The 26,324-nt window shown below is 72.2% G+C and carries 24 protein-coding genes and 3 tRNA genes; 15 read left to right on the top strand and 12 right to left on the bottom strand.

The annotated features are described in order from the left end of the window. Positions 1–86: 86 nt before the first annotated feature. Positions 87–1,445 carry a dihydrolipoyl dehydrogenase family protein gene (locus RB614_RS13080; protein WP_308712730.1) on the bottom strand — a complete coding sequence of 453 codons (1,359 nt, stop codon included), beginning with the start codon at positions 1,443–1,445 and terminating at the stop codon, positions 87–89. Positions 1,446–1,534: 89 nt separating this feature from the next. On the opposite strand from RB614_RS13080, the gene crtI reads away from it, so the two are divergent. The 6 genes from crtI to RB614_RS13110 all read left to right on the top strand — a co-directional run bounded on the left by crtI (position 1,535) and on the right by RB614_RS13110 (position 4,907). Beyond that, the gene (crtI, locus tag RB614_RS13085; protein ID WP_308712731.1) at positions 1,535–3,019 is read left to right on the top strand and encodes a phytoene desaturase family protein; all 1,485 of its coding nucleotides are present in this window, start codon (positions 1,535–1,537) and stop codon (positions 3,017–3,019) included. Next, positions 3,016–3,567, top strand: coding sequence for an isopentenyl-diphosphate Delta-isomerase (idi, locus tag RB614_RS13090; protein WP_308712732.1), 552 nt, complete (start codon positions 3,016–3,018; stop codon positions 3,565–3,567). The genes crtI and idi overlap by 4 nt, the downstream gene beginning before the upstream one ends. Positions 3,568–3,611: 44 nt before the next feature. Then, positions 3,612–4,433: a polysaccharide deacetylase family protein gene (locus tag RB614_RS13095; RefSeq protein ID WP_308712733.1), complete on the top strand. Its 822-nt coding sequence runs from the start codon at positions 3,612–3,614 to the stop codon at positions 4,431–4,433. A gap of 207 nt (positions 4,434–4,640) precedes the next feature. Further along, a tRNA-Glu gene (locus tag RB614_RS13100) sits at positions 4,641–4,713 on the top strand. Positions 4,714–4,737: 24 nt separating this feature from the next. Then, positions 4,738–4,811, top strand: a tRNA-Asp gene (locus RB614_RS13105). A gap of 22 nt (positions 4,812–4,833) precedes the next feature. After that, positions 4,834–4,907, top strand: a tRNA-Phe gene (locus RB614_RS13110). A gap of 163 nt (positions 4,908–5,070) precedes the next feature. On the opposite strand, the gene RB614_RS13115 is transcribed toward RB614_RS13110, so the two are convergent. Together RB614_RS13115 and RB614_RS13120 are read right to left on the bottom strand one after the other, a co-directional pair. Continuing rightward, positions 5,071–5,460 carry a hypothetical protein gene (locus tag RB614_RS13115; RefSeq protein ID WP_308712734.1) on the bottom strand — a complete coding sequence of 130 codons (390 nt, stop codon included), beginning with the start codon at positions 5,458–5,460 and terminating at the stop codon, positions 5,071–5,073. 287 nt (positions 5,461–5,747) lie between these two features. Beyond that, positions 5,748–6,098 carry a hotdog fold thioesterase gene (locus RB614_RS13120; protein WP_308712786.1) on the bottom strand — a complete coding sequence of 117 codons (351 nt, stop codon included), beginning with the start codon at positions 6,096–6,098 and terminating at the stop codon, positions 5,748–5,750. A gap of 184 nt (positions 6,099–6,282) precedes the next feature. Here RB614_RS13120 and RB614_RS13125 point away from each other — a divergent pair, with 184 nt between their 5' ends. From RB614_RS13125 to RB614_RS13135, 3 genes are all read left to right on the top strand, one after another. Next, a complete protein-coding gene (locus RB614_RS13125) occupies positions 6,283–7,626 on the top strand; it encodes an ABC transporter substrate-binding protein (RefSeq protein ID WP_308712735.1) in 1,344 nt (447 codons plus the stop codon). 203 nt (positions 7,627–7,829) lie between these two features. Further along, positions 7,830–8,459 (top strand): hypothetical protein, encoded by a 630-nt coding sequence (locus tag RB614_RS13130; protein WP_308712736.1) that lies wholly within the window; start codon positions 7,830–7,832, stop codon positions 8,457–8,459. Between the two features lie 78 nt (positions 8,460–8,537). Continuing rightward, positions 8,538–8,786 (top strand): hypothetical protein, encoded by a 249-nt coding sequence (locus RB614_RS13135; protein ID WP_308712737.1) that lies wholly within the window; start codon positions 8,538–8,540, stop codon positions 8,784–8,786. A gap of 125 nt (positions 8,787–8,911) precedes the next feature. Here RB614_RS13135 and RB614_RS13140 read toward each other — a convergent pair whose 3' ends face one another. Both RB614_RS13140 and RB614_RS13145 read right to left on the bottom strand, forming a co-directional pair. Then, entirely contained in the window at positions 8,912–10,243 is a 1,332-nt protein-coding gene (locus RB614_RS13140; RefSeq protein ID WP_308712738.1) for a PrsW family intramembrane metalloprotease, read from the bottom strand. Next, positions 10,240–10,797 (bottom strand): hypothetical protein, encoded by a 558-nt coding sequence (locus RB614_RS13145; protein ID WP_308712739.1) that lies wholly within the window; start codon positions 10,795–10,797, stop codon positions 10,240–10,242. The genes RB614_RS13140 and RB614_RS13145 overlap by 4 nt, the downstream gene beginning before the upstream one ends. Positions 10,798–11,004: 207 nt before the next feature. On the opposite strand from RB614_RS13145, the gene RB614_RS13150 reads away from it, so the two are divergent. The 4 genes from RB614_RS13150 to RB614_RS13165 are packed head-to-tail and all read left to right on the top strand — an operon-like array spanning position 11,005 to position 18,375. Then, entirely contained in the window at positions 11,005–14,112 is a 3,108-nt protein-coding gene (locus RB614_RS13150; protein ID WP_308712740.1) for an FtsX-like permease family protein, read from the top strand. Further along, the gene (locus tag RB614_RS13155) at positions 14,109–16,742 is read left to right on the top strand and encodes an ABC transporter permease family protein (RefSeq protein ID WP_308712741.1); all 2,634 of its coding nucleotides are present in this window, start codon (positions 14,109–14,111) and stop codon (positions 16,740–16,742) included. Before RB614_RS13150 ends, RB614_RS13155 begins: the two co-directional genes overlap by 4 nt. Continuing rightward, complete coding sequence (locus RB614_RS13160; RefSeq protein ID WP_308712742.1) at positions 16,739–17,692, top strand: ABC transporter ATP-binding protein; 954 nt, start codon at positions 16,739–16,741, stop codon at positions 17,690–17,692. The genes RB614_RS13155 and RB614_RS13160 overlap by 4 nt, the downstream gene beginning before the upstream one ends. Beyond that, positions 17,689–18,375, top strand: a complete 687-nt coding sequence (locus RB614_RS13165) for an ABC transporter ATP-binding protein (RefSeq protein ID WP_308712743.1) — start codon at positions 17,689–17,691, stop codon at positions 18,373–18,375. Before RB614_RS13160 ends, RB614_RS13165 begins: the two co-directional genes overlap by 4 nt. Before the next feature lie 69 nt (positions 18,376–18,444). On the opposite strand, the gene RB614_RS13170 is transcribed toward RB614_RS13165, so the two are convergent. Together RB614_RS13170 and RB614_RS13175 are read right to left on the bottom strand one after the other, a co-directional pair. Beyond that, on the bottom strand, positions 18,445–18,654 hold the full coding sequence (locus RB614_RS13170) for a BldC family transcriptional regulator (protein WP_007073996.1): 210 nt from the start codon (positions 18,652–18,654) through the stop codon (positions 18,445–18,447). Between the two features lie 257 nt (positions 18,655–18,911). Beyond that, positions 18,912–19,751 carry a DUF8083 family protein gene (locus RB614_RS13175; RefSeq protein ID WP_308712744.1) on the bottom strand — a complete coding sequence of 280 codons (840 nt, stop codon included), beginning with the start codon at positions 19,749–19,751 and terminating at the stop codon, positions 18,912–18,914. A 261-nt stretch (positions 19,752–20,012) separates the two neighbouring features. Here RB614_RS13175 and RB614_RS13180 point away from each other — a divergent pair, with 261 nt between their 5' ends. Both RB614_RS13180 and RB614_RS13185 read left to right on the top strand, forming a co-directional pair. Further along, entirely contained in the window at positions 20,013–21,095 is a 1,083-nt protein-coding gene (locus RB614_RS13180) for a Leu/Phe/Val dehydrogenase (RefSeq protein ID WP_308712745.1), read from the top strand. Positions 21,096–21,297: 202 nt separating this feature from the next. After that, positions 21,298–21,510 (top strand): DUF3073 domain-containing protein, encoded by a 213-nt coding sequence (locus RB614_RS13185; RefSeq protein WP_308712746.1) that lies wholly within the window; start codon positions 21,298–21,300, stop codon positions 21,508–21,510. 134 nt (positions 21,511–21,644) lie between these two features. Here RB614_RS13185 and amcA read toward each other — a convergent pair whose 3' ends face one another. From amcA to RB614_RS13210, 5 genes are all read right to left on the bottom strand, one after another. Continuing rightward, positions 21,645–21,884, bottom strand: coding sequence for a multiple cyclophane-containing RiPP AmcA (amcA, locus tag RB614_RS13190; protein WP_308712747.1), 240 nt, complete (start codon positions 21,882–21,884; stop codon positions 21,645–21,647). Next, positions 21,853–22,959: a cyclophane-forming radical SAM peptide maturase AmcB gene (gene amcB, locus RB614_RS13195; protein WP_308712787.1), complete on the bottom strand. Its 1,107-nt coding sequence runs from the start codon at positions 22,957–22,959 to the stop codon at positions 21,853–21,855. Before amcB ends, amcA begins: the two co-directional genes overlap by 32 nt. Before the next feature lie 151 nt (positions 22,960–23,110). After that, positions 23,111–24,262 carry a phosphoribosylformylglycinamidine cyclo-ligase gene (gene purM, locus RB614_RS13200; RefSeq protein ID WP_308712748.1) on the bottom strand — a complete coding sequence of 384 codons (1,152 nt, stop codon included), beginning with the start codon at positions 24,260–24,262 and terminating at the stop codon, positions 23,111–23,113. 69 nt (positions 24,263–24,331) lie between these two features. After that, positions 24,332–25,912 (bottom strand): amidophosphoribosyltransferase, encoded by a 1,581-nt coding sequence (gene purF / locus RB614_RS13205; RefSeq protein ID WP_308712749.1) that lies wholly within the window; start codon positions 25,910–25,912, stop codon positions 24,332–24,334. Positions 25,913–26,034: 122 nt separating this feature from the next. Beyond that, positions 26,035–26,322, bottom strand: coding sequence for a sterol carrier family protein (locus RB614_RS13210; protein ID WP_308712750.1), 288 nt, complete (start codon positions 26,320–26,322; stop codon positions 26,035–26,037). Positions 26,323–26,324: the final 2 nt, after the last annotated feature.

Consider the following 26,324-nt stretch of genomic DNA (forward strand, 5'->3'; position numbering starts at 1 on the left):
TCCGCGCCAGCTCTGTCGCTCACGGCGAAATCGTACGGCAGCGCGCTGCAAGAACTGACACCGCTGACCAGCCCGCTGGCGATTTCTTAACGCAGATCACGCAAGGAATCCTCAATTGCGCGGTGAAAAGTGGGATATGCGTAAATCATCTGGCGCAACGTCTCCAGCGGCACCTCGGCCTTCACCGCAAGCGTGAGCGGGGCGAGCACCTCGCCGCCGACCGGGCCTGCGGAGGTCGCGCCGATGAGCACGTCCCGCTCGGCGTCGGCGACCAGCTTGACGAACCCGTCGTTGCCCGCCTTGTGGATCCAGCCCCGCGCCGAGCTGGGCACCTGGGACAGACCGACGCGCACCGGGATGCCGCGCTCCCGCGCCTGCGCCTCGGTCAGCCCCACCGCGCCGATCTCCGGGTCGGTGAACGTCACCCGCGGCACCGCCCGGTAGTCCGCCGCCGGTCCCTCCTGGCCCAGGATGTCGCGGACCGCGATGCCGGCCTGGTACATCGCCACGTGCGTGAACGCCCCGTGCCCGGTGACGTCGCCGACCGCCCAGATCCCGTCGGCGGCCCGCATCCGGCCGTCCACCTCGATCTGCTCGGCCGCCGAGTCGAGCCCCACCGACTCCAGTCCCAGCTCGCCGAGCTGCGCCCGCCGACCGATCGCCACCAGCAGCTTCTCCGCGACGACCGGGGCACCGCCGCTCAGGTGCACGGTGAACTCGCCGCCCTCGTACCCGATCCGCTCCGCCCGCGTGCCGGTGCGCAGCTCCACGCCGTCCCGGCCGAGCGCCGCCGCGGCCAGCTCGGACGACTCCGGCTCCTCCAGCGCGAGGAGGCGGTCGAGCGCCTCGATGACCGTGACCCGTACGCCGAAGCGGGCGAACACCTGCGCCAGCTCCAGCCCGACCGCGCCGCCGCCCAGCACCGCCAGCGAGGCGGGCAGCTCCTCCACCTCGATGGCCTCGCGGTTCGTCCAGTACGGCGTACCCGCCAAGCCCTCGATCGGCGGGATAACCGCGGAGGTGCCGGTGCCGAGCACGATGCCCCGCCGCGCCTCGTAGATGTCGCCGCCCACCTCGACCCGGCCGGGGCCGGCCAGCGTGCCGTACCCCCGCACGAAATGCCCGCCTTTGCCGGTGAACCGGTCGACGGCGACCGTGTCGTCCCAGGTATCGGTGGCCTCCTCGCGGATGCGCTTGGCGACCGGCGCCCAGTCGGGCTCCACCCGCGCCTGCCCGGCCAGCAGCTCGACCCGCCGCGCCTCGGCCAGCGCGTTGCCCGCCCGGATCATCATCTTGCTGGGCACGCACCCCCAGTACGGGCACTCGCCGCCGACCAGGTTGTGCTCGACGCCGACGACCGAGAGGCCCGCCTCGGCCAGCCTGCCGGCTACCTCCTCACCGCCGACGCCCAGCCCCACGACCACGATGTCCACCTGCCGCGCCATGTCGCCAGCATGCCACCAACGGGTGACGCGGATCGCCGGCCTTCCGGAGCCCTACGGCATTTCCGCAGGTGGTCGCTACGCTCGATCGCGTGCGTCGCGTGAGTGGACGGACCGATCGGGTAGTGGTCGTCGGTGCCGGCCTTGGTGGTCTCGCCTGCGCCCTGCACCTCGCGGGCGCCGGGCGGCAGGTCACCGTGCTCGAACGCGAGGCGGTGCCCGGTGGGCGCGCCGGGCGGCTGAGCGTGTCCGGCTACGAGTTCGACACCGGCCCGACCGTCCTCACCATGCCGGACCTGATCGCCGAGCCGCTCGAGGCGGTGGGCGAGCGGCTGACCGACTGGCTGGAGCTGCACCGCCTCGACCCGGCGTACCGCGCGCACTACCCGGACGGTTCCACATTGGACGTCGTCACCGAGCCCGAGCGGATGGCGGAGGAGGTGGCCCGGGTCTGCGGACCGTCCGAAGCGGACGGTTACCGGCGCTTCGTCGAGTACGCCCGGCGGCTGTGGCAGGTGGAGCGGGCAGACTTCGTCGAGCGCAACCTCGACTCCCCCACCGACCTGCTCACCGCCAACCTGCTGCGGCTGCTCTCGATGGGGGCGTTCGGGCGGCTGCAGGCGAAGGTCGACCAGTTCTTCGCCGACCCGCGCACCCGGCGCGCCTTCTCGTTCCAGGCGATGTACGCCGGCCTCGCCCCGCGCGACGCGCTCGCCATCTACGCCGTCATCGCGTACCTCGACTCGGTCGCCGGCGTGTACTTCCCGCGTGGCGGCGTCCACGCGGTGCCGAAGGCGCTGGCCGGCGCGGCGGAAAAGCACGGCGTCCAGATCCGGTACGGCACCACGGTCACCCGCGTGGAGACCTCCGCCGGCCGCGCGGTCGCCGTGCGCACCGGCGACGGCGAGCGGATACCGGCCGACGTCGTGGTGCTCAACCCCGACATGCCGGTCGCCCGCCGCGACCTGCTGCCGCCGGAACGCCAGCGCCCGCTGCGCTACTCGCCGTCGTGCGTGGTGCTCCACATTGGATCCACACAGGAGTACGGCCGGATCGCGCACCACAACCTCCACTTCGGACGTACGTGGGAAGCCGCGTTCGACGAGGTGATCCGGGACGGCCGCCTGATGTCCGACCCGTCGCTGCTGGTCACCAACCCCAGCCGCATGGACCCTTCGCTGGCGCCGGCGGGCCGCCAGACCTACTACGTGCTCGCCCCGGTGCCCAACCTGGCCGCCGGCCGCGACCTCGACTGGCGCGGCGGCCTCGGCGAGCGGTACGCCGCAGAGCTCGTCGAGGTGCTGGAGGCTCGCGGCTACAAGGGATTCGGCGCGGGCGTGGAAGTGTCCCATGTGGTCACGCCGGCCGACTGGGCGGATCAGGGGATGGCGGCGGGCACCCCGTTCGCCGCCGCGCACACGTTCTCGCAGACCGGCCCGTTCCGCCCGGGCAATCTGCATTCCACTTTGGACAACGTCGTCTTCGTCGGCTCGGGCACGCAGCCCGGCGTGGGGGTGCCCATGGTCCTCATCTCCGGCAAGCTCGCCGCCCAGCGGGTCACGGGGCGTGCCACGTGACCGCCGACCGTGAGGCCCACCTCGTCGAGCTGGTGGACGACGGCGGGTACCCCGTGGGCCAGGCCACCGTCGACGCGGCGCACCGCGCGCCGGGCATGCTGCACCGGGCGTTCTCGGTGCTGCTCGCCGACCCCGACGGGCGGGTGCTGCTGCAGCGCCGGGCCGCCGTCAAGACCCGCTTCCCGCTGCGCTGGGGCAACGCCTGCTGCGGCCACCCGGCGCCCGGCCAGCCGGTCACCGAGGCGGCCAACGCGCGGCTCGGCGAGGAGCTTGGGGTGGCGCCGCTGCCCCTGACCGAGCTGGGCGTGCACGTGTACCGTGCCGAGGACCCGGTCACCGGCCGCGTCGAGGTGGAGTACGACCACGTGCTGCTCGGCCACGTCGACGCCGACCACCCGATGAGCCCCGACCCGGCCGAGGTGGCCGAGCTGCGATGGGTACCGCTCGACGAGGCCCGGGCGGGGATCGGCGCGCGGCCCGACGACTACGCTCCGTGGCTGGTTGGGGTACTGGAAAAGCTGAATCTCGATTCTCAGCAGGCACTCTAGTAGGGTTTTGTCGCTCTGTTCCCGAACCGCCGGGAGTACGCGACGTGACCCACCGAGCCGCCATCGTCAGCGCGCTGGTCGTACTTGCGCTGCTGGTCGGTGGCCGCTGGGCGCTCGGCCGCGGCCCAGTCGAAACGCTCCTCGTGGAGACCGGCCCCGGCATGCCGGCCGCCCCCTCGACATCCGCCCCGCCCGGCACCCCGTCGCCGTCGCCGTCGACCTCGCCCGGGGGCGGTACCCCGTCGCCGAAGGCGCCCAAGCCCCCTGCCGCCGGCGGCTCGATCGAGACCCGGCGGCTCACCGGCAGCAAGAAGATCGCCCTGACCTTCGACGACGGCCCGCACCCCACGTGGACGCCGAAGGTGCTCGACATGCTGCGCAAGGTGGGCGTGAAGGCGACGTTCTGCCTGGTCGGCACGGAGGTGCATCAGTACCCGGCGCTGGTCCAGCGGATCGTCCGCGAGGGCCACACGCTGTGCAACCACACCTGGCACCACGAGCTCGACCTGGGCACCAAGCCCGAGGCCGAGATCCGCGCCAACCTCGACGCCACCAACCGCGAGATCCGGCGCGCCGTGCCTGGCGCCAAAATCACATTCTTCCGCCACCCCGGCGGCATGTGGACGGCGGCGGCCATCAAGGTCGCCCGCGAGCTGGGCATGACGCCGCTGGGCTGGGACGTCGACCCGCTGGACTGGAAGAAGCCGAGCGCCGAGGCCATCCGCACCCGGGTCATCAACCAGGCCCGCCCCGGCTCCATCGTGCTGCTGCACGACGGCGGCGGCGACCGCGCCGCCACGCTGGCCGCCTGCCCGTCCCTCGTGGGTGAGCTCAAACGCAAGTACGGGATCGTCCTGCTCCGCTGAGCGTGGCTGCGCCCCGGACCTGATCTCGCGCTGGGCGCCCCCGCCTGCGCCGCAGCCGCCGATCTTGTAGCGATCTGCGGGGGAATGTGACGCGCCCAGTATCGGTTTGGAGGGAGGGTCGCATGTCGCGTATGCTTTCGAAGCCTCCGGCGGGGCCGGATGGGAGCAAAGCTGCCAGACTTGCGATGTGCAATGATGGCGGGGCCCGCCCTCATCGTCTAGTGGCCCAGGACGCCGCCCTTTCAAGGCGGTAGCACGGGTTCGAATCCCGTTGGGGGCACGGTCCGGCCCAGCCGGAGAGCAAGGTCCTGTGGAGCAGTCGGAGTGCTCGCCGCCCTGTCAAGGCGGAGGTCGCGGGTTCAAGTCCCGTCAGGACCGCGGTTGCATGAGCCGAGACCCTGGCCAGGTAGCTCAGTTGGTACGAGCGTCCGACTGAAAATCGGAAGGTCGGCGGTTCGACCCCGCCCCTGGCCACATAGCCTTTCGCCGGGCTACAGCAACGTCCACCAGCGGTTACGCCGGTGGGCGTTTTGCTTTCCGCGACCTCGCCCGGCGCGGGTGACGCCAAGGACATGGGTTGCGGCGGGCCCAGACGACCAGCGGCCGAAGTAGCGGCGGTGAACGTAGCGTCCGAGCGCTAGGCAGCGCGGCGGCGGAGGGTGGCTACGGCGGAGCCGGCCAGGGTCAGGAGGCACTCGGGGAGCTGGCCGTCGGCGAGGGCGGCGCCGAAGAGGGCCTCGCCGGTCGAGGCGTCGGCGTTCGCGTACGCGCTGACGAATCTGGCGACCCAACGGGCGTCGTAGCGGGCCTCGTCGATGCCGGGGAAGTCTAGCGTCCAGCGGCCCTGCTGCACGTTGTCGCCGACCATGGTGGCCGCTAAGCACCAGGCCACGTCGTAGGCGCCGGCCACGCCGGACCGGTCGACCACCGCGTCGAAGGCTCCGACGACGGCGTCACTGTCGCCGGCCAGCGCGCTGCGGAGCACCTGGGCGGCATCGTCCAACGCCTCGGGCGGAACATCCGTCACGAGCCGAAGGGTATGCCGCCGGGTCAAGACGCGCTCGGTGAAAGCCACAACACCCCCGGACGCTGCGGGGATGGTCATCGAGATCGTGGTACTTGGGTGCCCCCAGAGGGGCACTGGAATACCACGATCACCCGGGGGCCGTGCGGCCAACGGCCGCTAAAGCGCGACAAGCGCGGAGGGTGAGGCCGCGGGAACGCACCCCAAGAAAACGCTCCGCTGCGCTCCACGTTTCCCCGGGGGCCCCGCGCAACGGTCTGGACCACAACGGACGTCGCGGTAGCCCAAAGCTACGCCCCGCGCAGCAGGCAGGTCAGCCGGGCCGTGCAGACGCGGTCGCCCTTTTCGTCGGTGATGACGATGTCGTACGTGGCGATGGTGCCGCCGAGGTGCACCGGGGTGGCCACGCCGGTCACGGTGCCGCCGCGCAGGCCTTTGTGGTGGGTCGCGTTGAGATCGACGCCAACCGCGAGGGGGCGGCCGATCGTACTTCCGTGCATGACCGCGCCGAACGAGCCGAGCGTCTCGGCCAGTACCGCCGATGCGCCGCCGTGCAGCAGTCCCATCGGCTGGGTGTTGCCCTCCACGGGCATCGTGCCGACCACCCGCTCGGGCGCCGCCTCCAGGATGACGATCCCCATCCGGTTGGCGAGCGCGCCCGGATCGAGCCGGTGCGGCCCAGGTGAGACGTCCGTCGCAGGTTCCACGCAGCGCAGGTTACCCCCGCGTACGAGAATGGCCAGCGACCACAGTCACACTGCGTACCGGCGGCACGCTAGTGTCCCCAGCGGACCCCCGCCGACCCCCGGGGAGGGAGGACAGGCCATGTACCGCTCGCGCAGCGCTGCCATCGCCGCCTGCACCGCGTTCATGCTCGCCATCGCGGGCTGCGGAAGGACGGACGACACGCCGGAGGAGACCCCAACCGGTCCCGTTCGCCTCTACGGAGCGGACGGCAACATGATCAACTCGTTCGGAGACGAGTTCAAGGACCTGGCCGGCACGCTCGCCGGCATGAAGGGCACCACGCCCCTGACGCCGCTCTCCGACGACTTCAAGAGCCGGCTCCGCTCGGTCGACGCCGACCTGGGCGACTACGTGTACGCGGGCGAGAGCTACGACGCCGTGGTGATCAGCGCGCTCGCCGCCCAGCTCGCCGGCAGCACCGATCCTGGTGAGATCGCAAAGTACGTCAACGGCGTGACCACGGAGGGTGAGCGCTGCGACACGGCGAAGGGCTGCCTCGCTCTCGCGCGCGCCGGCAAAGACATCGAGTACCGCGGGGTCTCGCTCAAGCGTGGCGGCTTCACCGACGCCGGCGAGCCGTCCACCGCGAGCTACGCGACGCTGCACTTCGACTCCAGCGACAAGCTCGACGACGGCAAGACGGAGTTCGTCGGCGCGGGCGACGAGTCGACCACCACCACCAAGCGCTCACCGGCCCCGCGCTCCACGGACGGGCGCGACGAGGCGGAGACCGGCGCGCCGCTGAAGATCGGTGGCCTGCTGCCGCAGACCGGTGACCTGGCGCTGGCAAACCCGCCGCTGGCGGCCGGCTCGGCCCTCGCGATCCGCGACGTCAACGCGGCCGGTGGCGTGCTCGGCCAGCCGGTCGAGTGGATCGACGGCGACGACGGCACCAACCCGGAGAAGGCGAAGCAGACGGTGGCGTCGCATGTCGCCGCCGGGGTACACGTGATCATCGGCGCGGGCGCCTCGGGCATCTCCCGGGCCGTGCTCCCGGATGTGGTCAAGGCCGGTCTGATCCTCTTCTCGCCCTGCAACACCGACGCCGGGCTGAGCGAGATCGACGACAAGGGCCTCTACTTCCGTACCGCCCCCTCCGACCTGCTGCAGGGCAAGGCGCTCGCCGACGTGATCATGCGGGACGGGCCGCAGCACATCGCGATCGTGGCCCGCAAGGACTCGTACGGCGAGGGCCTGCAGGGCAACGTCCGTGCCGAGCTGGAGAAGGCCGGCGTCAACGCGAGCAACGTGAAACTGCTGACCTACGACCCGCCCGCTGACTCGGCCGCCACGCTCGACTTCGGCGCGGGGGCCAAGGAGATCAAGGACTTCAAGGCGGACGCGGTACTGGTGATCGGCTTCGGCGAGTCGGCGAACGTCATCAAGGCCCTGGTCGCGGCTGGCGTCGAGCTGCGCCACTAGAGAGCACGTCTGTGATCGAAGCTCCCCTCAAGTCGTTAGAGCGACTTGAGGGGAGCTTCGATCACCGCCCATCACCCCGGACTGCTGCCACCCTGAGGTCCGCCACTAGTCGTCTCGGGTGGCACGTTTCCGGGATCCCCCGGGGGGTGCCGGCGCCGTACGGTTCCCTCATCAACGAAGCAAATACGGAAACGGAGCCCACGATGAGCGAGTTCGACGACCCGACCCTGGCCGACACCCCGGACACCGGGCACGAGGGCTTCGGTGGCGCCGGCGACGGCGGCCACGAGCCCGGCTACGACCAGCCGACCCACGACACGCCGCCCTACGGCCACGACACCCCGCAGTACGAGGAGCCGCACTACGGCGAGCCGGACTCGATCGTCCAGCACAACCCGGACGGTTCCACCGACGTGGTGGTCGACCTCGACGGCGACGGGTACGCGGACGTCGTGCAGCACGACTCGGACAGCGACGGGTACGCCGACACGGCCTATGTGGACAGCAACCACGACGGCCGCCTCGACACCATCCTGAAGGACTACGACGACGACGGCGACCTGGACGCCGCGTTCGCCGACACCAACGCCGACGGGCGGGTCGACTACGCCGCCGCCGACCTGAACGACGACAACAAGGTCGACCACGTCACGCTCGACACCGACTACGACGGCAAGGCCGACACCTGGATCGCCGACGTCGACTACGACGGCAAGCCGGACGTGGCCTTCGTCGACACCAACCACGACGGCACGCCCGACGTGGCCGTGACCGACGCCAACCAGGACGGCACGCCCGAGCAGCAGCCCGTCAACCCGTACGCCGCGAGCTGACGACCGGCTCGGCTGGCACGGATCGTCACCGACCCTTAGGGTGCCGTAGGACTGACGACACCCTAAGCGAGGACGATCATGAGCGAGCCGCAGGAGACGGTGGACACCCGGGGCGACGAGCGCGTCGACCTGCTGAAGATGGACACCAACAAGGACGGCCGGACCGACTTGTGGGCCGCCGACACCGACGGCGACGGCAAGACCGACCTGTACCAGTTCGACACCGACGGAGACGGCAAGGTCAACGTCACGATGACCGACCTGGACGAAGACGGTACGCCGGACCAGGTCGTGGATGGCGACGGCGGCGTCCCGCCGACCGCCTAGGCCGCAACACGAACAGAGTCAGGGGCGCCCCTCGCCAGGGCGCCCCTGATGTTGTGCCCGGGCTGGTGATCGAAGCTCCTCTCAAGCTGTTCTAGCGACTTGAGGGGAGCTTCGATCACCGGCTTTCAGAGCGAGAGCGCCGCGCAGGCCGCGCTCAGGACGAGCAGCGTGACCGCCAGGATGAGCATCCGGCGGCGCATCGAGCCGCGCCGCTGGTCGACCGCGACCGCCTCCGGGTGGCCGAGCGCCCGCAGCCGCGCCCGCTGCACCAGCACCTCGTCGTGCCAGTGGCTCACCGCGGCCGTGTCCTGCGTGGTCTGCGACCGGCTCAGCTCCAGCGCCAGGCTCGCCTGGGCCCGCTGCAGCCGCCGTACCGCCCGCCGGCCGAGCACACCCACCCGCGCGTACGCGTACCGCCGGGCGTTGGCGCGCAGGTGTCCCATGCTCAGCACGCGCAGCTCGGCGGGCGTGGCGATGTCCGGATCGTCGAGCGTGGCGAGCTGCTGGGTGTAGTAGTCGGCCTCGCGGTGCCGCGCGGTGCGTACCAGCAGCAGGATCGCCAGCAGCGGCGGGATGCCCTTGGCCAGCAGTATCGCGATCAGGGCGTAGCCGTTGTCGCCCGCCTCGACCGTGAGCAGCGGCGAGTTCCACACGAAGTGGCAGGCCCACGCGCCGAACAGGCAGATCGCCGCGACGCCCATCCGGAAGCGCATCGTGCGGTCGGTGCGTACGACGACCGACGCCACACCGGCCCCGGCGAGCGCGCTGAAGAGCGTGTGGCTCCAGAGGCCGGCGAGGAAGCCGCGCACGAAGAACGTAGCCACGACCGGCCCGACGTCGTCGCCCCGGCCGGCGGCGGCGACCGCGTTCACCGCGTACACGACGTCTTCGACCACCTGGAAGCCGAGCCCGACCAGCGAGCCGTAGATGACGCCGTCGAGCACGCTGTTTATCTGCGCGCGGGCGATCAGCACGATCGCGACGATGCCGAGCGTCTTCACGATCTCTTCCACGGTGGGTCCGGCGATGGCCGAGCCCCAGGCGGCGGCCAGCTCTGGCGAGTACGCCTTGGCGAGCATGTTCTGGATCGCGGTGCTGCCGGGCGCGGAGACGGTGGTGGCGACCAGCCCGCCCCAGCCGAACGCGGTCGCCAGCAGCAGCGGCGGCTCCCGTTCGAGGTAGTCGAGCGCGGAGACGAAGAGCCAGAACGGCACCGCGTACACGGCGAAGAGCGCGAGGGCGGTGATCGTCGCGACCGGGTACTCCGCGACGGCGTGCCGGATCAGCAGCGCCGTGCGCGCGGCGCCCACCGCCATCAGGAGCGCGACCAGCCAGAACGCCGGCAGCAGCAGCGACTTTCGGGCCTGTGCCCAGGCCGGCGTCGGGTGTACGGGCGCGGTTCGGGCGCTCCGCGGCGGCACACCGTGCCCGCCCGGGCAGCCGGCTGTGGCCGTCACATCCGCTCCTGGTACGTGACGGTCCCGATGCTCGCCCCGATCACCGCCTCGGTCTGCGCGAGCTCGGTCTCGGTGCCGCTGACCGTGACCTCGATGGAGACGTCGGGGGCGAGAAAGACGGCGTACCGCCCGGCCCGGTCCGGCGTCGTGTACGCCCCCTGGCGCCCGGCCAGCCCGGTGCCGGTGGTCGCCGGCAGGCCCGCGTCGAGCTGCCCGTCCGCGTTGGCCACCTTGCGGCGCAGCCGGTCGACGGCGCCGTCGAGGTCACCGCCGAACGGGGCGACCACGATCACGTACCGGACCCGGCCGAGGACGAAGAGGGCGGTGCCCTGCCGGGCGGTGGGCCGGGTACGGGTCACGTCGAGCACCGCGCCGGCCGGCGGGACCACGGTGACCCCGCCACCCACCTCGTACGGCAGGTGGGGCGGGACGGCGCGCTCGGCGGGGAGGGCCTGGTCGATCGCGGGCAGCCCCACCGCGATGGCGACGAGCGCGAGCAGGATGCAGACGCTGGCGGCGGCGTTTTGGAGCAGCCGACCCCGCGCGACCCTCATGTATCGACGCTAGCCGCCAAATGCGAATCAGACGGTAAGTTTCTCACTACTCTCGGCGCACATCACGTTCAGGTAACTGTGCCAACCTTCTCCACCCGCCGGATCATCCATCACTCGTAGGCGGCGGAGAGACGGAGACGCATGAGGCTGGTGTTTCGTCGGGCCCGTGGAGTGAAAAGTCTCCTCCTCGCGGCGACCGGTGCGACCTTGATCGCGACCGTCCTGCTCACCGGCCTGGCCGACTACAGCCGCGAGGTGGTCGACGCCGGCGCGCGCAGCGCGATCAGCTCGGCGACGCCGGAGGAGCGGTCGATCCTGGTACAAGGGCCGGCCGGGGGGCGCGAGTTCGCCGGCCGTGACGCCGCGATCCACGACCGCTACGCGGGCGGCTTCGCCGGGCTGGACGCCCAGGTCTCCACCGCTGGGTACGCGGTGGGTCGCCAGCTGACCGGCGACGTCGGTGACGCCCGCCCGGACAAGGAAGGGCTGGTCTTCGCGTCGGTCACGTTCCTCGACGGGCTGCCGGAGCACGCCGACCTGGTGGCCGGCGCGTGGCCGGAGCCGGGCGCGACGCCGGTCCGCACCGCCCTGGCCGAGGCGGCCGCGCGCACACTGCGCGTCAAGGTGGGCGACCGGGTCGCGGTCCACGACCGGCTGAGCGGCAAGCCAGCGGCGATGGAGGTCGCCGCCATCTGGCGCCCCCGCGACCCGAGCGCACCGTACTGGCGCCTCGCTCCCGGCGTCGCCGACGGCGCCACGCCGCAGTCCTCCACCTACGGGCCCTTCGTGGTGGACCGGGCCGACTTCCTCAGCGGCTTCGCGGCCAGCGCCTCCGCCGCCTGGCTGATCGAGCCGGGCCTCGCCGGCGCGGGGCCGGCCGAGCTCGACGGGCTCGGCCGGGCCACCACCGCCGCGGTCGACTCGCTGGCCGACGAGCTGGGGCTCGGCTCGTCCGGCCTGGTCACCTCGCGCCTGGACCAGCTCAGCGAGCGGCTGGAGCGGGCCGACCTGGTCGGCCGTTCGGCGCTCGTCACGCCGATGCTGCTGATGGTGGTGCTCGGCGGGTACGCGCTGGTGCTCGTCGCCGTGCTCATGACCGAGCAGCGCCGCGGTGAGACGGCGCTGCTGCGGGCGCGCGGCGCGGCCCGCGTCCAGCTCGCCGGCCTGGCCGCCCGCGAGGCCGCGCTGGTCGTCCTCCCCGCGGCGGTGCTCGCACCGCTACTGGCCAGCCAGATCCTCCGGTACGTGGATCGCGTGCCCATGCTCGCCGCCGGCGCCCTCCGGCTGGCCCCCCGCTTCGACGCGCTGACCTGGCTCGTGGCCGGCCTCGCGGCGGCCGGCTGCGCGCTGGCGATGCTCGGCCCGGCGCTGCGCCGTGGCGACACGTACGTGGCGGAGATGGCCAGCCGCTCCCGGCCGTCCCGCCGCGCCGCCGCCCAGCGGGCCAGCCTCGACATCGCGCTGGTGGGGCTGGCCGTGCTCGGCTGGTTCCAGCTGCGGCAGTACTCCTCCCCGCTCGCCGGCGGCGACCTCGGCATCGACCCGCTGCTCGCGGCGAGCCCGACGCTGGGCGTACTGGCCGGCGCGGCGATCGCGCTGCGCGCCCTGCCCCCGCTGACCCGGCTCGCCGAACGGGCGGTCGACCGCAAGCCGTGGACCGCCACGATGTTCGGCATGTGGCAGGCCGGCCGGCGGCCGCAGGCCGGTCCGGTGCTCCTGCTCGCGCTCGCCGTCGCGGTCAGCACGCTCGCCTGGTGTCTGGCCGGCACCTCCGAGCGTTCCCTCGTCGACCAGGCCGATCACCAGGTCGGCGCCGACCTGCGGCTGGTCGAGGCGACCCGGTTCGCGCCCGAGGGGCGGGCCGCCGAGGTCGCCGCGCTGCCCGGCGTGCGGACCGTCCTGCCGGCCTGGCGAGACAGCCTCCGGCTGGGCACCGAGGGCGAGAGCGCCTCGGTGATCTCGCTGGACGCGGCGCAGGCGGCCGGCGTGGTGCGGATCCGCGACGACGTCGCCGGCGGTTCGCCGCAGGCCCTCTTCGCAAGGCTCAGCGAGGGGCGGGCCGAGGCGCCGGTCGTCGACCTGCCGGCGCAGACCCGGCGGATCTCCGGCACGGTGGAGACCGAGGTGGCCAGCTGGGTCAACGAGTTCTTCCTGGCGCCCGAGCCGCCCGTGCACACCGACGCGGTCTTCGCGGTGGCGGGCGGCTACCGGCGGGTGCCACTCGGCTCCAGCCGCAACGGCCACCCCCTGCGCTTCGCGGTCGACCTGCCGGAAGACCTCCAGCCGGTACGGCTGGCCGGCTTTCTGGTCAGCAGCAGCGGGCCGGCGGGCTTCCGGGTGGGCTGGCGGGTGCGCTCGCTGGCGGCCGGGGACACGCCCGTCGACCTCGCCGGTGCCGGGCCGTGGCAGGCGCGCACCCGCGCCGGCGCCGAGGCCAGCGGCGGCGCCGAGCCGGCCGTCGACTACACCCAGCCGAACGCCGGCCTGTGGGGCTACCAGCAGCCCGTCTCGCTGGTCGTCACCCGCGCCCGCGAGGCCGCTCCGGTCCCGGTGGTGGCCACGCCGGCGGCGCTCTCCGCGCTGCGCATCGGCGACGGCGACGAGACCCGCATGTCGCTCGGGCAGGGCGAGGTCGGCGTCCGGATCGCCGGTACGGTCTCCGCCGTCCCCGGCACCGAAGACGCCGCCGCGCTCCTCGCCGACCTCCCGTCCCTGGCCGCGGAGGCCTTCTACACGTACGGGGAGGTGCACCAGCCGCAGGAGTGGTGGCTCGCGACCGGCCCCGATCCACATGGGACGGCCACGGCCGCTGCCGCGCTCAGCGGCATCCAGGTACTGGACCGGCGCGCCGCCGCGGAGGAGGCCGGCCGCGACCCGTACGGCGTGGGGGCCCGGGCCGCGCTCTTCGCCGCCGCACTCGGCGCGGTGCTCATCGCCGCGATGGGCATCGGCGTCGACATCCGGGCCACCGCCCGCCGCCGGGTCGGCGAGCTCGCCGTGCTCCACACGCTCGGGGCGAGCCCGCGCCTGCTCGGCCGTTCGCTGGTGGCCGAGCAGACGTTCCTCGCCGGCGTGGGGGTACTGGTCGGGCTCGTGGTGGGTGTCGGCGTGGCCGCCACCATGGCACCGCTGGTCATCCTCACGCCCGCCGCCGACCGGCCGGTGCCCGAGCCGCTGCTGACCGTCGTGTGGTCGCCGGTCGGTGCCACCGCCGCCGGCCTGCTCCTGCTCACGCTCGTGCTGAGCGCGTCGGTTGCCCTCGCCGCCCGGCAACGGCTGATCGCGGCCCAGCTGCGGATCGGGGCGGACGCATGAGAGGTGTGCTGTGGCGGGTCCGGGTCTTCGCCGGGCAGTTCGGGCTGCTCGCCGCCCTCGTCCTGGCCGCCGGTCTCCTGATCACGGCGGCGCCCCGGCTGGCCAACGACCTCACCGACCGCGCGCTGCGCGAAGACGTGGCCCGCCTGCCGTACTCCGCCCGCGACGTCACCCTCAACGGCCAGCCCGACCCGAGGGACGCGGCACCGGTCGGCCCCGCGCAGGCCGCGCTGCCGGTGCACCGCGACCGGATGCCGGCGCCGCTGCCGGGCCTGGTCAGTGAGTCCTGGTTCGCCGCCGGGGTGGAAGGGGCCGGCTTCGCGCCGGCCGGCCCGCGGACCCGGTTCAGCCTCCGCACCCAGGCCGGCATGGCCGATCGGGTACGGATGACCGCCGGTCGCTGGCCGGAAAACGGCCCGCAGGTCACCGCCGTCGAGGTGGCCGTCTCCACCGCCACGGCCGAGCAGCTCGGCGCGTCCGTGGGCACAATCCTCAAGATCGACCCGGCTACGGGGGTGGGCGCGGGCGCCGGCCTGCCACGGGTCGCGATCGTCGGCGTCTTCGAGCCGCTCGACAGGGCCGACCGCGCCTGGGACACCCTGCGGCTCGCGCTGGTGCCCTTTCCCGGCCTGCCCGGGATCCCGGAGGTACCGCCGGCCGTGATGCCGGTGACCGACGGCCCGGGCCTCGACGCGGCGGCGCGTTCGCTGGGGCCGGTCTCGCTCTCCTGGCGGTACCGGCTCGACGAGACCCGCCTCGACGGTGGCAGCCTCCAGTCGGTCATCAACGCGCTCAGCGAGGTCAAGCGCACGCCGCCCGCCCCGGGCCTCTCCACGTCGACGAGCCTCGACGGCACGCTGGTCCGGTTCGACGGGCAGCTGCGGGCGGTCTCGGCGCTCCTCGCGGTCGTACAGGCCGGGCTGGTCGCCACGCTCCTCGGGCTGATCGGGCTCGCCGCGGCGCTGGCGGTGGAGCGGCGGCGGGAGGAGTTCGCGCTGGTGCGGGCGAGGGGCGGCACGATCGCGGCGATCGGCGGGCGGGCGCTGGCCGAGTCGCTGGTCGTACTCCCGCTGGCCGCGGCCGCCGGCTGGTTCGCCGGCTCGTGGGTACCCGGCCGCCCGGCGGCGACCGGCGGGCTGGTCGTGGGCGCCGGGGTCGTGGCCACGCTGGCGATCCCGGTGCTCGCGGCGGCGAGCCAGCGGCGGCTGTCGTTCACCGCGCGCCGGCAGGACCTCGTGCGGCACCGACCCTCCGTACGCCGGCTCACCGCCGAGCTGTTCTTCCTGCTGATCGCCGGCCTCGGCGCGTACCTGCTGCGGCGGCGCGGGCTGAGCCCGGACGGGAGCGTCGACCCGTACCTCGCCTCGGTGCCCGTGCTCCTCGCCGTCGGTGCGGCGATCGTCGCCCTGCGGATCTTCCCGTGGCCGCTGGGCCAGCTCGGCAGGCTCGCCGCCCGGGCCCGTGGCGCGGTCGCCTTCCTCGGCCTGGCCCGCGCCGGCCGGGGTGCGCCGGTCACGATCGGCCCGCTGGCGGTGCTGGTGGTCGCGATCGCCACCGGGATCTTCAGCGGCGTGGTCATGTCCTCGATCGGTGAGGCCCGCGACCGCGCCGCCGACCTGGAGATCCCCGCCGACGCCCGGGTCTCCGGGTACGCCTTCGCGCCGGCGGTCACCGACCGGCTCGCCGCCGTGCCCGGCGTGACCGCGGTGGCGCCGCTGACCGTCGACCCCGCGACCAGCTACACGACCGCGGGCGGCATCACGAGCACGGTGCAGGTGGCCGTGGTGGACGCCGCCGCCCTCGCCCGGGTCGTCGCGGCGAGCGGCACCGGGGTACCGCTGCCGGCCGCACTTGTCGACGCGCGGGCGGGCCGCGGTCCGGTGCCGGCGCTGGTCTCCCCGGACGTAGCCGCCGAGGCGGGCGGCCGCGGTGTGGCGACCGTCCGCGGCTACGGGTACGACTTCACCGTCGCCGCCGTGGCCGACACCTTCCCGGGCGTCGACACGGCGTCCGGACGGTTCGTCGTGCTGCCGCGGCAGGCGCTGCCGGACCCCACGGTGATCGCCCCGGACGGCTTCTTCGTCGCCGGAGCGGCAAGCCCGGAGGCGCTGCGCGCGGTGGCCGCCGAGGGCGCGGCCGCCGACGTCACGGTCACCACCTGGGCCGCCCACCGCCGCGACCTCGACCAGACCGGCGCCAACGAGGTGCTGAGCTTCACGTTCACCACCGGTACGGTCGGCGCCACCGCGCTCGCGCTGCTGGCGGTCGGCTTCACCGTGCTGGCCGGCGCCCGGATACGCGGCCAGGTGCTCTCCCGCCTGCGCACGCTCGGCCTCTCCGGTCGCCAGGGGCGCGGCCTGCTCGTGTACGAGCTGGTGCCCCTCGTGACCATCGCGGTGCTGGCCGGCGGGCTGGTGGGTGTCCTCCTGCCCCGGGTCATCGGCCCGGCGCTGGGCCTGTCGAGCTTCACCAGCGGCGCGGCCGTGCGCACCGCCCTCGATCCGCTCCTGGTCGGCGCGGTGCTGGTGCTGGTGGCGGCCGCCCTGGCCGTCGCTGTCCTCGTTGAAAATGTCATCAACCGGCGGATGCGCCTCGGTGAGGTGCTGCGGGTGGGAGAGGAGGGTTCGTGACCGCGACCACGGATACGCCCAGCCTGGCGGAGTTGCAGCGGCGGGCGGCCGAGCGGGCCGCAGCGCGGGCCGGCGGCACCGACCGGCTGCGCGGGCATATCGTCTGCGACGGCCTGGTGCGCATCTTCAAGACCGACGGCATCGAGGTCGTCGCACTCCAGGGGCTCGACCTCGTGGTCGACCGCGGCGAGCTGCTGGCGATCGTGGGCGCCTCCGGGTCGGGCAAGTCGACCCTGCTCAACATCCTCTCCGGGCTCGACGTGCCGACCGCCGGGATCGCCCGGGTGGCCGGCGTCGACCTGCTCACGATGTCGGCGAAGCGGCGGCTGCGCTACCGGCGGCACATGGTCGGCTTCGTGTGGCAGCAGACCGCGCGCAACCTGCTGCCGTACCTCACCGCCAAGGAAAACGTCGAGCTGCCGATGCGGCTGGCCCGCCGGCGCGCCGGCACCCGGGCCCAGGAGCTGCTGGAGATGGTCGGCGTCGCGCACTGCGCCGACCGGCGGCCGGCCCAGATGAGCGGCGGCGAGCAGCAGCGGTGCGCGGTGGCCGTGGCGGTCGCCAACGACCCCGAGGTGCTCTTCGCCGACGAGCCGACCGGCGAGCTCGACGAGGCCACAGCCGGCGAGGTGTTCGGCGCGCTCCGCACGATCAACGCGGAGCTCGGCGTCACGATCGTCGTGGTCACCCACGATGCTCAGGTCGCGTCCCAGGTCCGCCGCACGGTCGCGATCCGCGACGGCCGGACCGCCTCGGAGGTACGCCGCTCGGCGCGGGTCGCCGACGACGGCTCGCACGAGCTGGTGACCGAGGAGTACGCACTGCTCGACCGCGCCGGCCGCATGCAGCTGCCGGCCGCCTTCGTCGACGCGCTGGCGCTGCGCGAGCGGGTCAAGCTCAACCTCGAACCCGACCATGTCGAGGTCCGCCGCGGGGACGGTGCCGCATGATCGTGCAGGTGGAGGGGCTGAGCCGCGACTACACCGCCGGCGGACAGGTCGTGCACGCCGTACGCGATGTGAACTTCACGGCCGCCGAGGGCGAGCTGGTGGCGATCCGGGGCCGCTCCGGCGCCGGCAAGACCACGCTGCTCAACCTCATCGGTGGGCTGGACCGCCCGACCGCCGGCACCGTGCACGTGGCGGGCCACGACGTCACCGCCGCCGGCGAGCCGGAGCTGCTGTCGCTGCGGCGCGGCACGATCGGGTTCGTCTTCCAGTCGTTCGGCCTGATCCCGATCCTGTCCGCCGCGGAAAACGTGGGCGTACCGCTGCGGCTGGCCAAGGTGCCCCCGGCCGAGCGCGAAGAGCGGGTGGCGATGCTGCTGGAGATGGTCGGGCTGGGCGCGCACGCGGCACAGCGGCCGTACGAGCTCTCCGGCGGGCAGCAGCAGCGGGTGGCGGTCGCCCGGGCGCTGGCCAACGACCCCCGGCTGCTCATCGCCGACGAGCCGACCGGCCAGCTCGACTCGGAGACCGGACGGTCCATCATGGACCTGCTCCGGGCGCTGGTCCGGGCGCGCGGCATGACCGCCCTCGTGGCCACCCACGACGCCAGCCTCATCGACATGGCCGACCGCGTGCTCATGCTCCGCGACGGCGCCCTGGCCACGCCCGATCCGGCACTTCAGTAGTTCCCACACAGTCGAAGGGCGGGACACCGAGGTGTCCCGCCCTTCGCACGAAGGCTCGACTGGAGTGGGTCAGTCCCCCTGACGCTGCTGGGGAATCTGCCCCTGCAGCAGGGCACGAACCTCAGACTCGCGGTAACGCCGGTGGCCACCCAGAGTCCGGATCGCACTGAGCTTGCCCGCCTTCGCCCACCGGGTCACGGTCTTCGGGTCAACACGGAACATCGACGCCACCTCGGCCGGCGTGAGTAGCGGCTCTGGTTCATGCGTACGCGATGCCATCGGTCACTCCTCCACATACCTATAGACATCGGCCGGGGTCCCGCCGGCCGACGCGTCTCCCATGGTCCGGCTAGTCCCCGATGTCCGACATGGGCCGAACGGCCTAACGTCCCTGGATGGACGGATGAGCAATGACCGATTTATGGTGATTTTATACGCCAGAAACCGTCTTTTTTGGACGCTCTGTCACGCTTCGTGATGAGGCAACTACGGATACTCGGCATGTTGGGAGCGCGCCCAGTGTAATGAAATCGGGCTTAATTGCACCGTTCCAGTAGCTGCACCGCGCGCCATCTTGACACCAGCTTCTCGTACGCCTCGGTCGCCGCGTCGGCATCTCCACGGGAGAGCCCAGCCAGCCCAGCGGCTACCAGTTTGGGCGAATCATCCTCTTCCAGCACCTCGTCTGACAGAAGATCGACAAGGCCACCGTAGTCGAGCTCCACCACCGACCTAGGGTGGAACTCTTCCAACCAACGCGCCCCCTCCTCCACCGCTTCGGTGATCGGCGCGTCCCCCACCGACTTGCGGAGCACCGAGACGCCGCGGTGTGCCCGCCGCCGCGCCTTGGAGATCTCGGTGCGGTAGCGAAGCGCCCGCCGCCCCCGCCGCGTGACAAGCTCGCGCTCCTCCGCGTCGACGAAGACGAACCACCGCAGCGGTACGCCCCACGTGGCGATCTGCTCGTGCACCCGCGGCACCCCGTGCTCCAGCACCCGGGCGCCGCTGCGCCAGTCTTCGACGATCGCCTTGGCCTGCCCGGCCAGGATCGGCGGCACGAACGCGTCGGCCAGCACCGAGGGCACCCCGTCGCGGGCGCTCAGCGCTGCCTCCGCGACCCGGACGCGCAGGTTCCAGGGGCAGACCAGCAACGTGTCGTCGGCCTCCAGCACGTACGCCTCGTCGGGCAGGTCGGGCAGCCGGGTCCAGCCGGCGCCGAGCGCCTCAAGGACGGCGGTGCGCTGGCGGCCAGGGCCTTCGAGCGGCGCCACCGCACGGCCCTCCCGCACGTACCGCCGCCAGAACATCTGACGGTCGCGGTCGAAGGCGGTCAAGGGCTCATATACCCGCAAATACGAAGCGAACAGCGACGGCACGGCGCGATCCTCCCACGAAAAAGTACGCCGGCAATGTCGGCGTCACCAACGAACCTTCTTCAACCGGACAGCGCGGCGATCGCACCCGATCTTCAGCCCAACCACGGCGAACGGCGAGTGGGGTTGAAGAAGGTTCGTTTCTGGCGATACCCGGATGCCTCACCTGCCGCATTAGGCTCGTGATCGGGCCGGCGACACCCTGCCGGTCACTTGAGTCGCCGCGCCCCAAAAGGGCGCACCACGACTGCCCGGAGGCAGCCCATGCATGTGTTCACCAGCACCGAAGGCCAGGACGCCGCCGCTCACGAACAGGTCGTCTTCTGCCAGGACCAGCAGACCGGCCTGAAGGCGATCATCGGCATCTACTCGACCGCGCTCGGCCCCGCGCTCGGCGGCACCCGCTTCTACCCGTACGCGAGCGAAGAGGACGCCCTCCGCGACGTGCTCGACCTCTCCCGCGGGATGGCGTACAAGAACGCGCTCGCCGGCCTCGACCACGGCGGCGGCAAGGCGGTCATCTGGGGCGACCCGCAGCGCGTCAAGACCGAGCCGCTCCTGCGGGCGTACGGCCGCTTCGTGCAGTCCCTCGGCGGCCGCTACTACACCGCCTGCGACGTCGGGACGTACGTGGCGGACATGGACGTGGTGGCCCGCGAGACCCGGTACGTGACCGGCCGCAGCCGCGAGCACGGCGGCGCCGGCGACTCCTCGATCCTCACCGCCTTCGGCGTCTTCCAGGGCATGCGCGCGGCCGCCGAGCACACCTGGGGCTCGCCCACGCTCGCCGGGCGCCGGGTCGGCGTGGCCGGTCTGGGCAAAGTGGGCAAGGTGCTGGTGCGCCACCTGCTCGACGACGGGGCGAAGGTGGTCGCCACCGACGTCAACGAGTCGGCTGTCGCGTTCGTCCGGCAGACCCACCCCCAAGTCGACATCGTCCCGGACACCACCACCCTGATCACCTCCGACATCGACGTGTACGCGCCGTGCGCCCTGGGCGGTGCGCTCGACGACGACACGGTGCCGATCCTGCGCGCGAAGGTGGTCGCCGGCGGGGCCAACAACCAGCTCGCCCACCCCGGCATCGAAAAGCTCCTCGCTGACCGCGGCGTGCTGTACGCCCCGGACTACGTCGTCAACGCGGGCGGTGTGATCCAGGTGGCGGACGAGATCGAGGGCTTCAACTTCGAGCGGGCCAAGCTCCGCGCCAGCCGCATCTACGAGACCACCAGAGACATCCTGCGGCTCGCCGACACCGACGGCGTACCGCCCGCCGTGGCCGCCGACCACCTCGCCGAGCGGCGGATGGCGGAGGTCGGGCGGCTCCGTTCCATCTATCTCGGTTGAGTCATGACCGCATCAGCGAAACGACCCTTACCCGCCCGAGAGACCGGATCCGGGAGATCTCGCGCGACGCGCGGGGGTGGCGCGGGTAACCCGAGGTGCCGAACCGTGGCATCCCCATGTACCGTAAGAGCCACGAGAGATGCCTGACGTCATCGGGGCCCGCCTTCGGGCTGCCCCGAATTCTGTGCGAGGGGGTCGAGCCATGGGGCGCGGCCGTGCTAAGGCCAAGCAGACAAAGGTGGCCCGGGAGTTGAAGTACCACTCCCCGAACACCGACCTCGCCGCCTTGCAGCGAGAACTCTCCGGCAGCGGCAAGTCGGACCACGACTTCGACGACGACTACAAGGAGTACGTCGACGATGACGAGGACGACGACGCAGACGACCCGGACGACTGGGCGCCTCGCGCCCGCTGACCGGTAAGTCATACTTGAGCACGCGGTGACAGCCGCGTGCTCATGCGTGCCCGCGCCACGTCACCCGCATGACGCGAACCAGGGCACCCCGCTTTCTCGTCGGGGTGCCCCGGAACGGCGTGCGGGTCAGCTTCTCAACGGGGACGGTTGTTCCAGTTGTAGAACGTGGGGATGTTCTCGAAGTGGTTCCAGGCGCAGACCGCGCCGGAGTCCGTGGGGGCGGCCTCGGCGCGCTGCCGGCGTGCTTCTTCGGCCTCGGTGAGCAAGGCGGTCAGCCCGGCGCGGGCGGCGTGCACCCGCCGAGCCACCAGATCGGGGAGGGCGGCCTGTTCGGGACCACCCTCAGGCTTGCGGTGGCTCGTGGTCTCGGGCATGGTCCAACACTCCCTCTAGTAGATGGATCTTGCTGTTGCGGCAGTGATCGGTCTCCGTACCGTCGAAACGCCCATGCTCGAAGTAACGGTTGGCCGCGTGCGCGCCGCCACAGAAGCCGAAGTAGGGACAGGTGGCGCGGCACGCCTCCACCCCGGTGAGAAACTCGGCCACCCACGGCGTGTCGCTCGCCGCCCCTGAGATGATCTCAGGGAGCGGGCTGGCGAGCACGTTTCCGCTGGTGAAGTCCGCGTACCGGGGGTCGGTAAAGCCGGCCAGCTCGGGAGAGAGCAGGACCACCGAGCCGTCGTACCCGATGGTGGGTATGGGGTCGAGCTGCCGGGGCAGCACCTGGTCGGCGGTGCCGTCGAGCACCGCGGCCGCGTACCGCAGCGACCACTCCACCTCGCGCACGTGGATGCGCGGGTCGCGGCGCCACGCACCGACGAGCTCGGACCAGAAGCCGGTGACCGCAGCCGGGTCGCGCGCGTTGGAGCGGGCGTTGACGCCCTCCAGCTCCTCGATGTTGACGCCGAGCACGTCGCAGCCGAGGTCGAGGAAGAACTCGTACAGCTCGGTGGCGAGCCCGGGCTCCGGCCGCGCGACGACGCAGAGGGCCGAGAAGCCGATGCCGTGGCGCCGCAGCGCCTCGATGCCAGTCATGATCCGGTCGTACGAGGGGCGCCCGCCGCGGGTGACCCGCTCGGCGTTGCGGTCGCGGGGGCCGTCGACGCTCACGCTCACCCGGATCTCGTGGGCCGCGAAGAACTCGCACCACCGGTCGTCGATCAGCGTCGCGTTGGTCTGCACGTGGTGCTCGACGCCCGGGTCGAACGGAGCGAGCAGCGTCGCGAAATGTTTTCGGCCGGTCGCGAGTGGCTCGCCGCCGTGCCACACCACGGAAAACCGGCCGGCGCCGGCCCACTCGTTGACCGCACCGGCGACCGCCGACGCGACCTCCGCCGGCATCTTGCGGTCGTCGGCACGAAAGGGCAGATAGCAGTACGCGCAGTCGAGGTTGCACAGCGTCGTCGGCTGCATGACGACATAAGTCGGTACCGGGGCGATGCCGCGCATCCCGCTGAACGCCTGACGCCCGCCCGCCACCGTGCAACTCCTCCGCCGCCGCCCCCGCTGATCTAGGATATATCCGCGCTGATGAATCCACCCGCGCGGATTTTCCCGGTCCCTGCGTTAAACGAGAGCGCAGCGGAGCGCCAGATCGTTACTACCCGCGGGTGTGCTGGCCGATCATCTGCACCATGCCGGTGCCCTCGATGACCTCGCCGGCCTGCCAGGCGGCGATGCCACGGCCGGCGAGGAATGCCAGCGCCCGGTCGGCGTCGCCGGCCGAGACGATCGCGAACATGCCGACGCCCATGTTGAACGTCGACTCCATCTCGGCGTCGTCGATCCGCCCCTTGGCCTGCACCAACTCGAAGATCGGCTGCGGCTTCCAGGTGGAGCGGTTGACCACCGCGTCGACGTGCTCGGGCAGGATGCGCACCAGGTTGCCCGGGATGCCGCCGCCGGTCACGTGGGCCAGGGCGCGCACCTCGCACTCCTCGATCAGCTTCAGGCAGTCGCGCGCGTAGATCTTGGTCGGCGTGAGCAGCTCCTCGCCGAGCGTGCGCTGGCGGCCGAAGTCTTCCACCACCGTGTCGAGGCGCATCCGGCCGGCGCCGAGCAGCACGTGCCGTACCAGCGAGAAGCCGTTGGAGTGCAGGCCGGAGGAGCCCATCGCGATCACCACGTCGCCGACCTCGACCCGGTCGCGGCTGAGGATCTCGCTCTCCTCGACCACGCCCACGCCGGTGGCCGACACGTCGTACTCGTCGGGGCGGAGCACACCGGGGTGCTCGGCCGTCTCGCCGCCGAGGAGCGCGCAGCCCGCGTACCGGCAGCCGTCGGCGATCCCCGCGCCGATCTCCGCCACCTTGTCCGGCACGACCTCGCCGCAGGCGATGTAGTCGAGCAGGAACAGCGGCTCGGCCCCGCACGCCACCAGGTCGTCGACGACCATCGCGACCAGGTCGATGCCGACCGTGTCGTGGATGTCGAGCTGCTGGGCGATCACCAGCTTGGTGCCCACGCCGTCGGTGGAGGAGGCGAGGATCGGGTTCTTGTACTTCTTGACGTCGAGGCGGAACAGCCCGGCGAAGCCCCCGAGATCGCCCATGACCTCCGGTCGCAGCGTCCGATGCACCTTGGACTTCAGCAGCTCGACCGCCCGCTCACCGGCGTGGATCGACACCCCGGCGTCCGCGTACGTCACGGTGCGCTTGCGGCCGGACCGGCTCGACCCCGCGCTCCACGGCTGGCGGCTCTTTCCGGCACCGTTGGTGCCCGCGCTGCTGCTGCGCTCGGTCACGTGCGTCACGGTTCTCCCCTTAGTGCATTCGCGGCGGGCCGCGTCGGGTAGCGATCGAGGATCTCTCGACGAACTTGGCTACGGGCGGTGCAGCGCGTCCCCGCCGCCCGGACTGGCGACGAGTGGATGTGCGCCATGCGCGGGGCGGTCGACCCCGGCCTCGTGGTCTTGCGGCGCCCCCGCGGTGCCGCCGTCGGCGCCGACACGCTTGTCGACGCCCTCTAGCACGTGTTTTCCGATCAGGTTGCCGGCGGGCAGCTCGATCGGGTACTCGCCGTCGAAGCAGGCGCGGCACAGCCGCGTCTTGGGCTGCTCGGTGGCGGCGATGAGACCGGCGAGCGACACGTAGCCGAGTGTGTCGGCGCCGATCGAGCGCCGGATGCCCTCGATGTCCAGGCCGTTGGCGAGCAGCTCGGCCCGGGTGGCGAAGTCGATGCCGTAGAAGCAGGGCCAGGTGACCGGCGGCGAGGAGATGCGGACGTGCACCTCCAGCGCGCCGGCCTCGCGGAGCATGCGCACGATCGCCCGCTGGGTGTTACCGCGGACGATCGAGTCGTCGACGACCACGAGCCGCTTGCCGCGGACGTTTTCCCGGAGCGGGTTGAGCTTGAGCCGGATGCCGAGCTGGCGGAGGGTCTGCGACGGCTGGATGAAGGTGCGACCCACGTACGGGTTCTTCATCAGGCCGGCGCCGTACGTGATGCCGGAGGCCTCCGCGTACCCGATGGCGGCGGGCGTGCCCGACTCCGGCACCGGGATCACCAGGTCGGCCTCGACCGGGTGCTCCTTGGCGAGCCGGCGGCCGATCTGCACCCGGGCGGCGTGGATGTTGCGACCGGCGATCGTGGTGTCCGGGCGGGCGATATAGACGTACTCGAAGAGGCAGCCCTTGGGCTCGGGCGCGGCGAAGCGGGCCGAGCGCAGGCCATGCTCGTCGACGGCGATCAGCTCGCCCGGCTCCACTTCGCGCACGAAGCTGGCCCCGACGATGTCCAACGCCGCGGTCTCGCTGGCGACCACCCAGCCACGCTCCAGGCGACCCAGCACGAGAGGACGCACGCCGTGTGCGTCACGTGCGGCGTAAAGCGTGGTCTCATCCATGAATACAAAGCTGAACGCGCCACGGAGGGTGGGCAGGACCTCCAGCGCGGCCGCCTCGACAGAGAGGTCGGGGCGGCTGGCGAGCAGCATGGTCACGAGCGCGGTGTCGGAGGTCGCACCGTCGGAGTTGAGCCCGCGCGCGGTCGCCTCGCGCGCGAGCTGAGCGGTGTTGACCAGGTTGCCGTTGTGCGCGAGCGCGATCGTGGTGCCGGCCGGCGTCGCCCGGATCGTGGGCTGTGCGTTTTCCCACGTCGAGCCGCCGGTCGTGGAGTAGCGCGCGTGCCCGATCGCGAGGTGGCCGCGGAGGCTGGCCAGCGTGGGCTCGTCGAAGACCTGGGCAACGAGGCCCAGATCCTTGTAGACCACCACGCCGGAGCCGTCGCTGACCGCGATGCCCGCGGCCTCCTGGCCGCGGTGCTGCAACGCGTACAGACCGAAATAGGTGAGCTTTGCCACCTCTTCCCCCGGCGCCCAGACACCGAACACGCCGCAAGCATCTTGCGGGCCGGGCCGTTGGGGGTCGAGGTCGTGGCTCAACCGGCCGTCGCCTCGGGGCACCTGCCGCTCCTCAGTGCTGATCCGGGACTTCCTGTCGCCACAGTGTACGCGAGGCGCGGCCGATAACAGAGAGCCACCTTTCGGCTTCCTCTCGTTACCGAGGTCGTCAAATTACTACGGTGTTACATAGGTATGTAGGCGGATATGTCGGCTCGGTTGCCGCTGGCACTGATGCGCCCCTGCGTAACCGCCTCGTCCCACCCCATCCGACCGGTGGCCAACCGGACCCACGTGATCGGATCCATCTCCACCACATTCGGCGGCGTACCACGGGTGTGTCGCGGGCCTTCACCCACCTGTACCGCACCGTATGGTGGGATCCGCACTTCCACCGACCGTCCTGGCGCCCGGCGCGCGAGGGCGGAGAGGAGCTCCCGAACGGCGTCACGCAGCATCGACCGCTCGGGCATTC

This window comes from Phytohabitans maris (assembly GCF_031085175.1).
GTDB lineage: Bacteria > Actinomycetota > Actinomycetes > Mycobacteriales > Micromonosporaceae > Phytohabitans > Phytohabitans maris.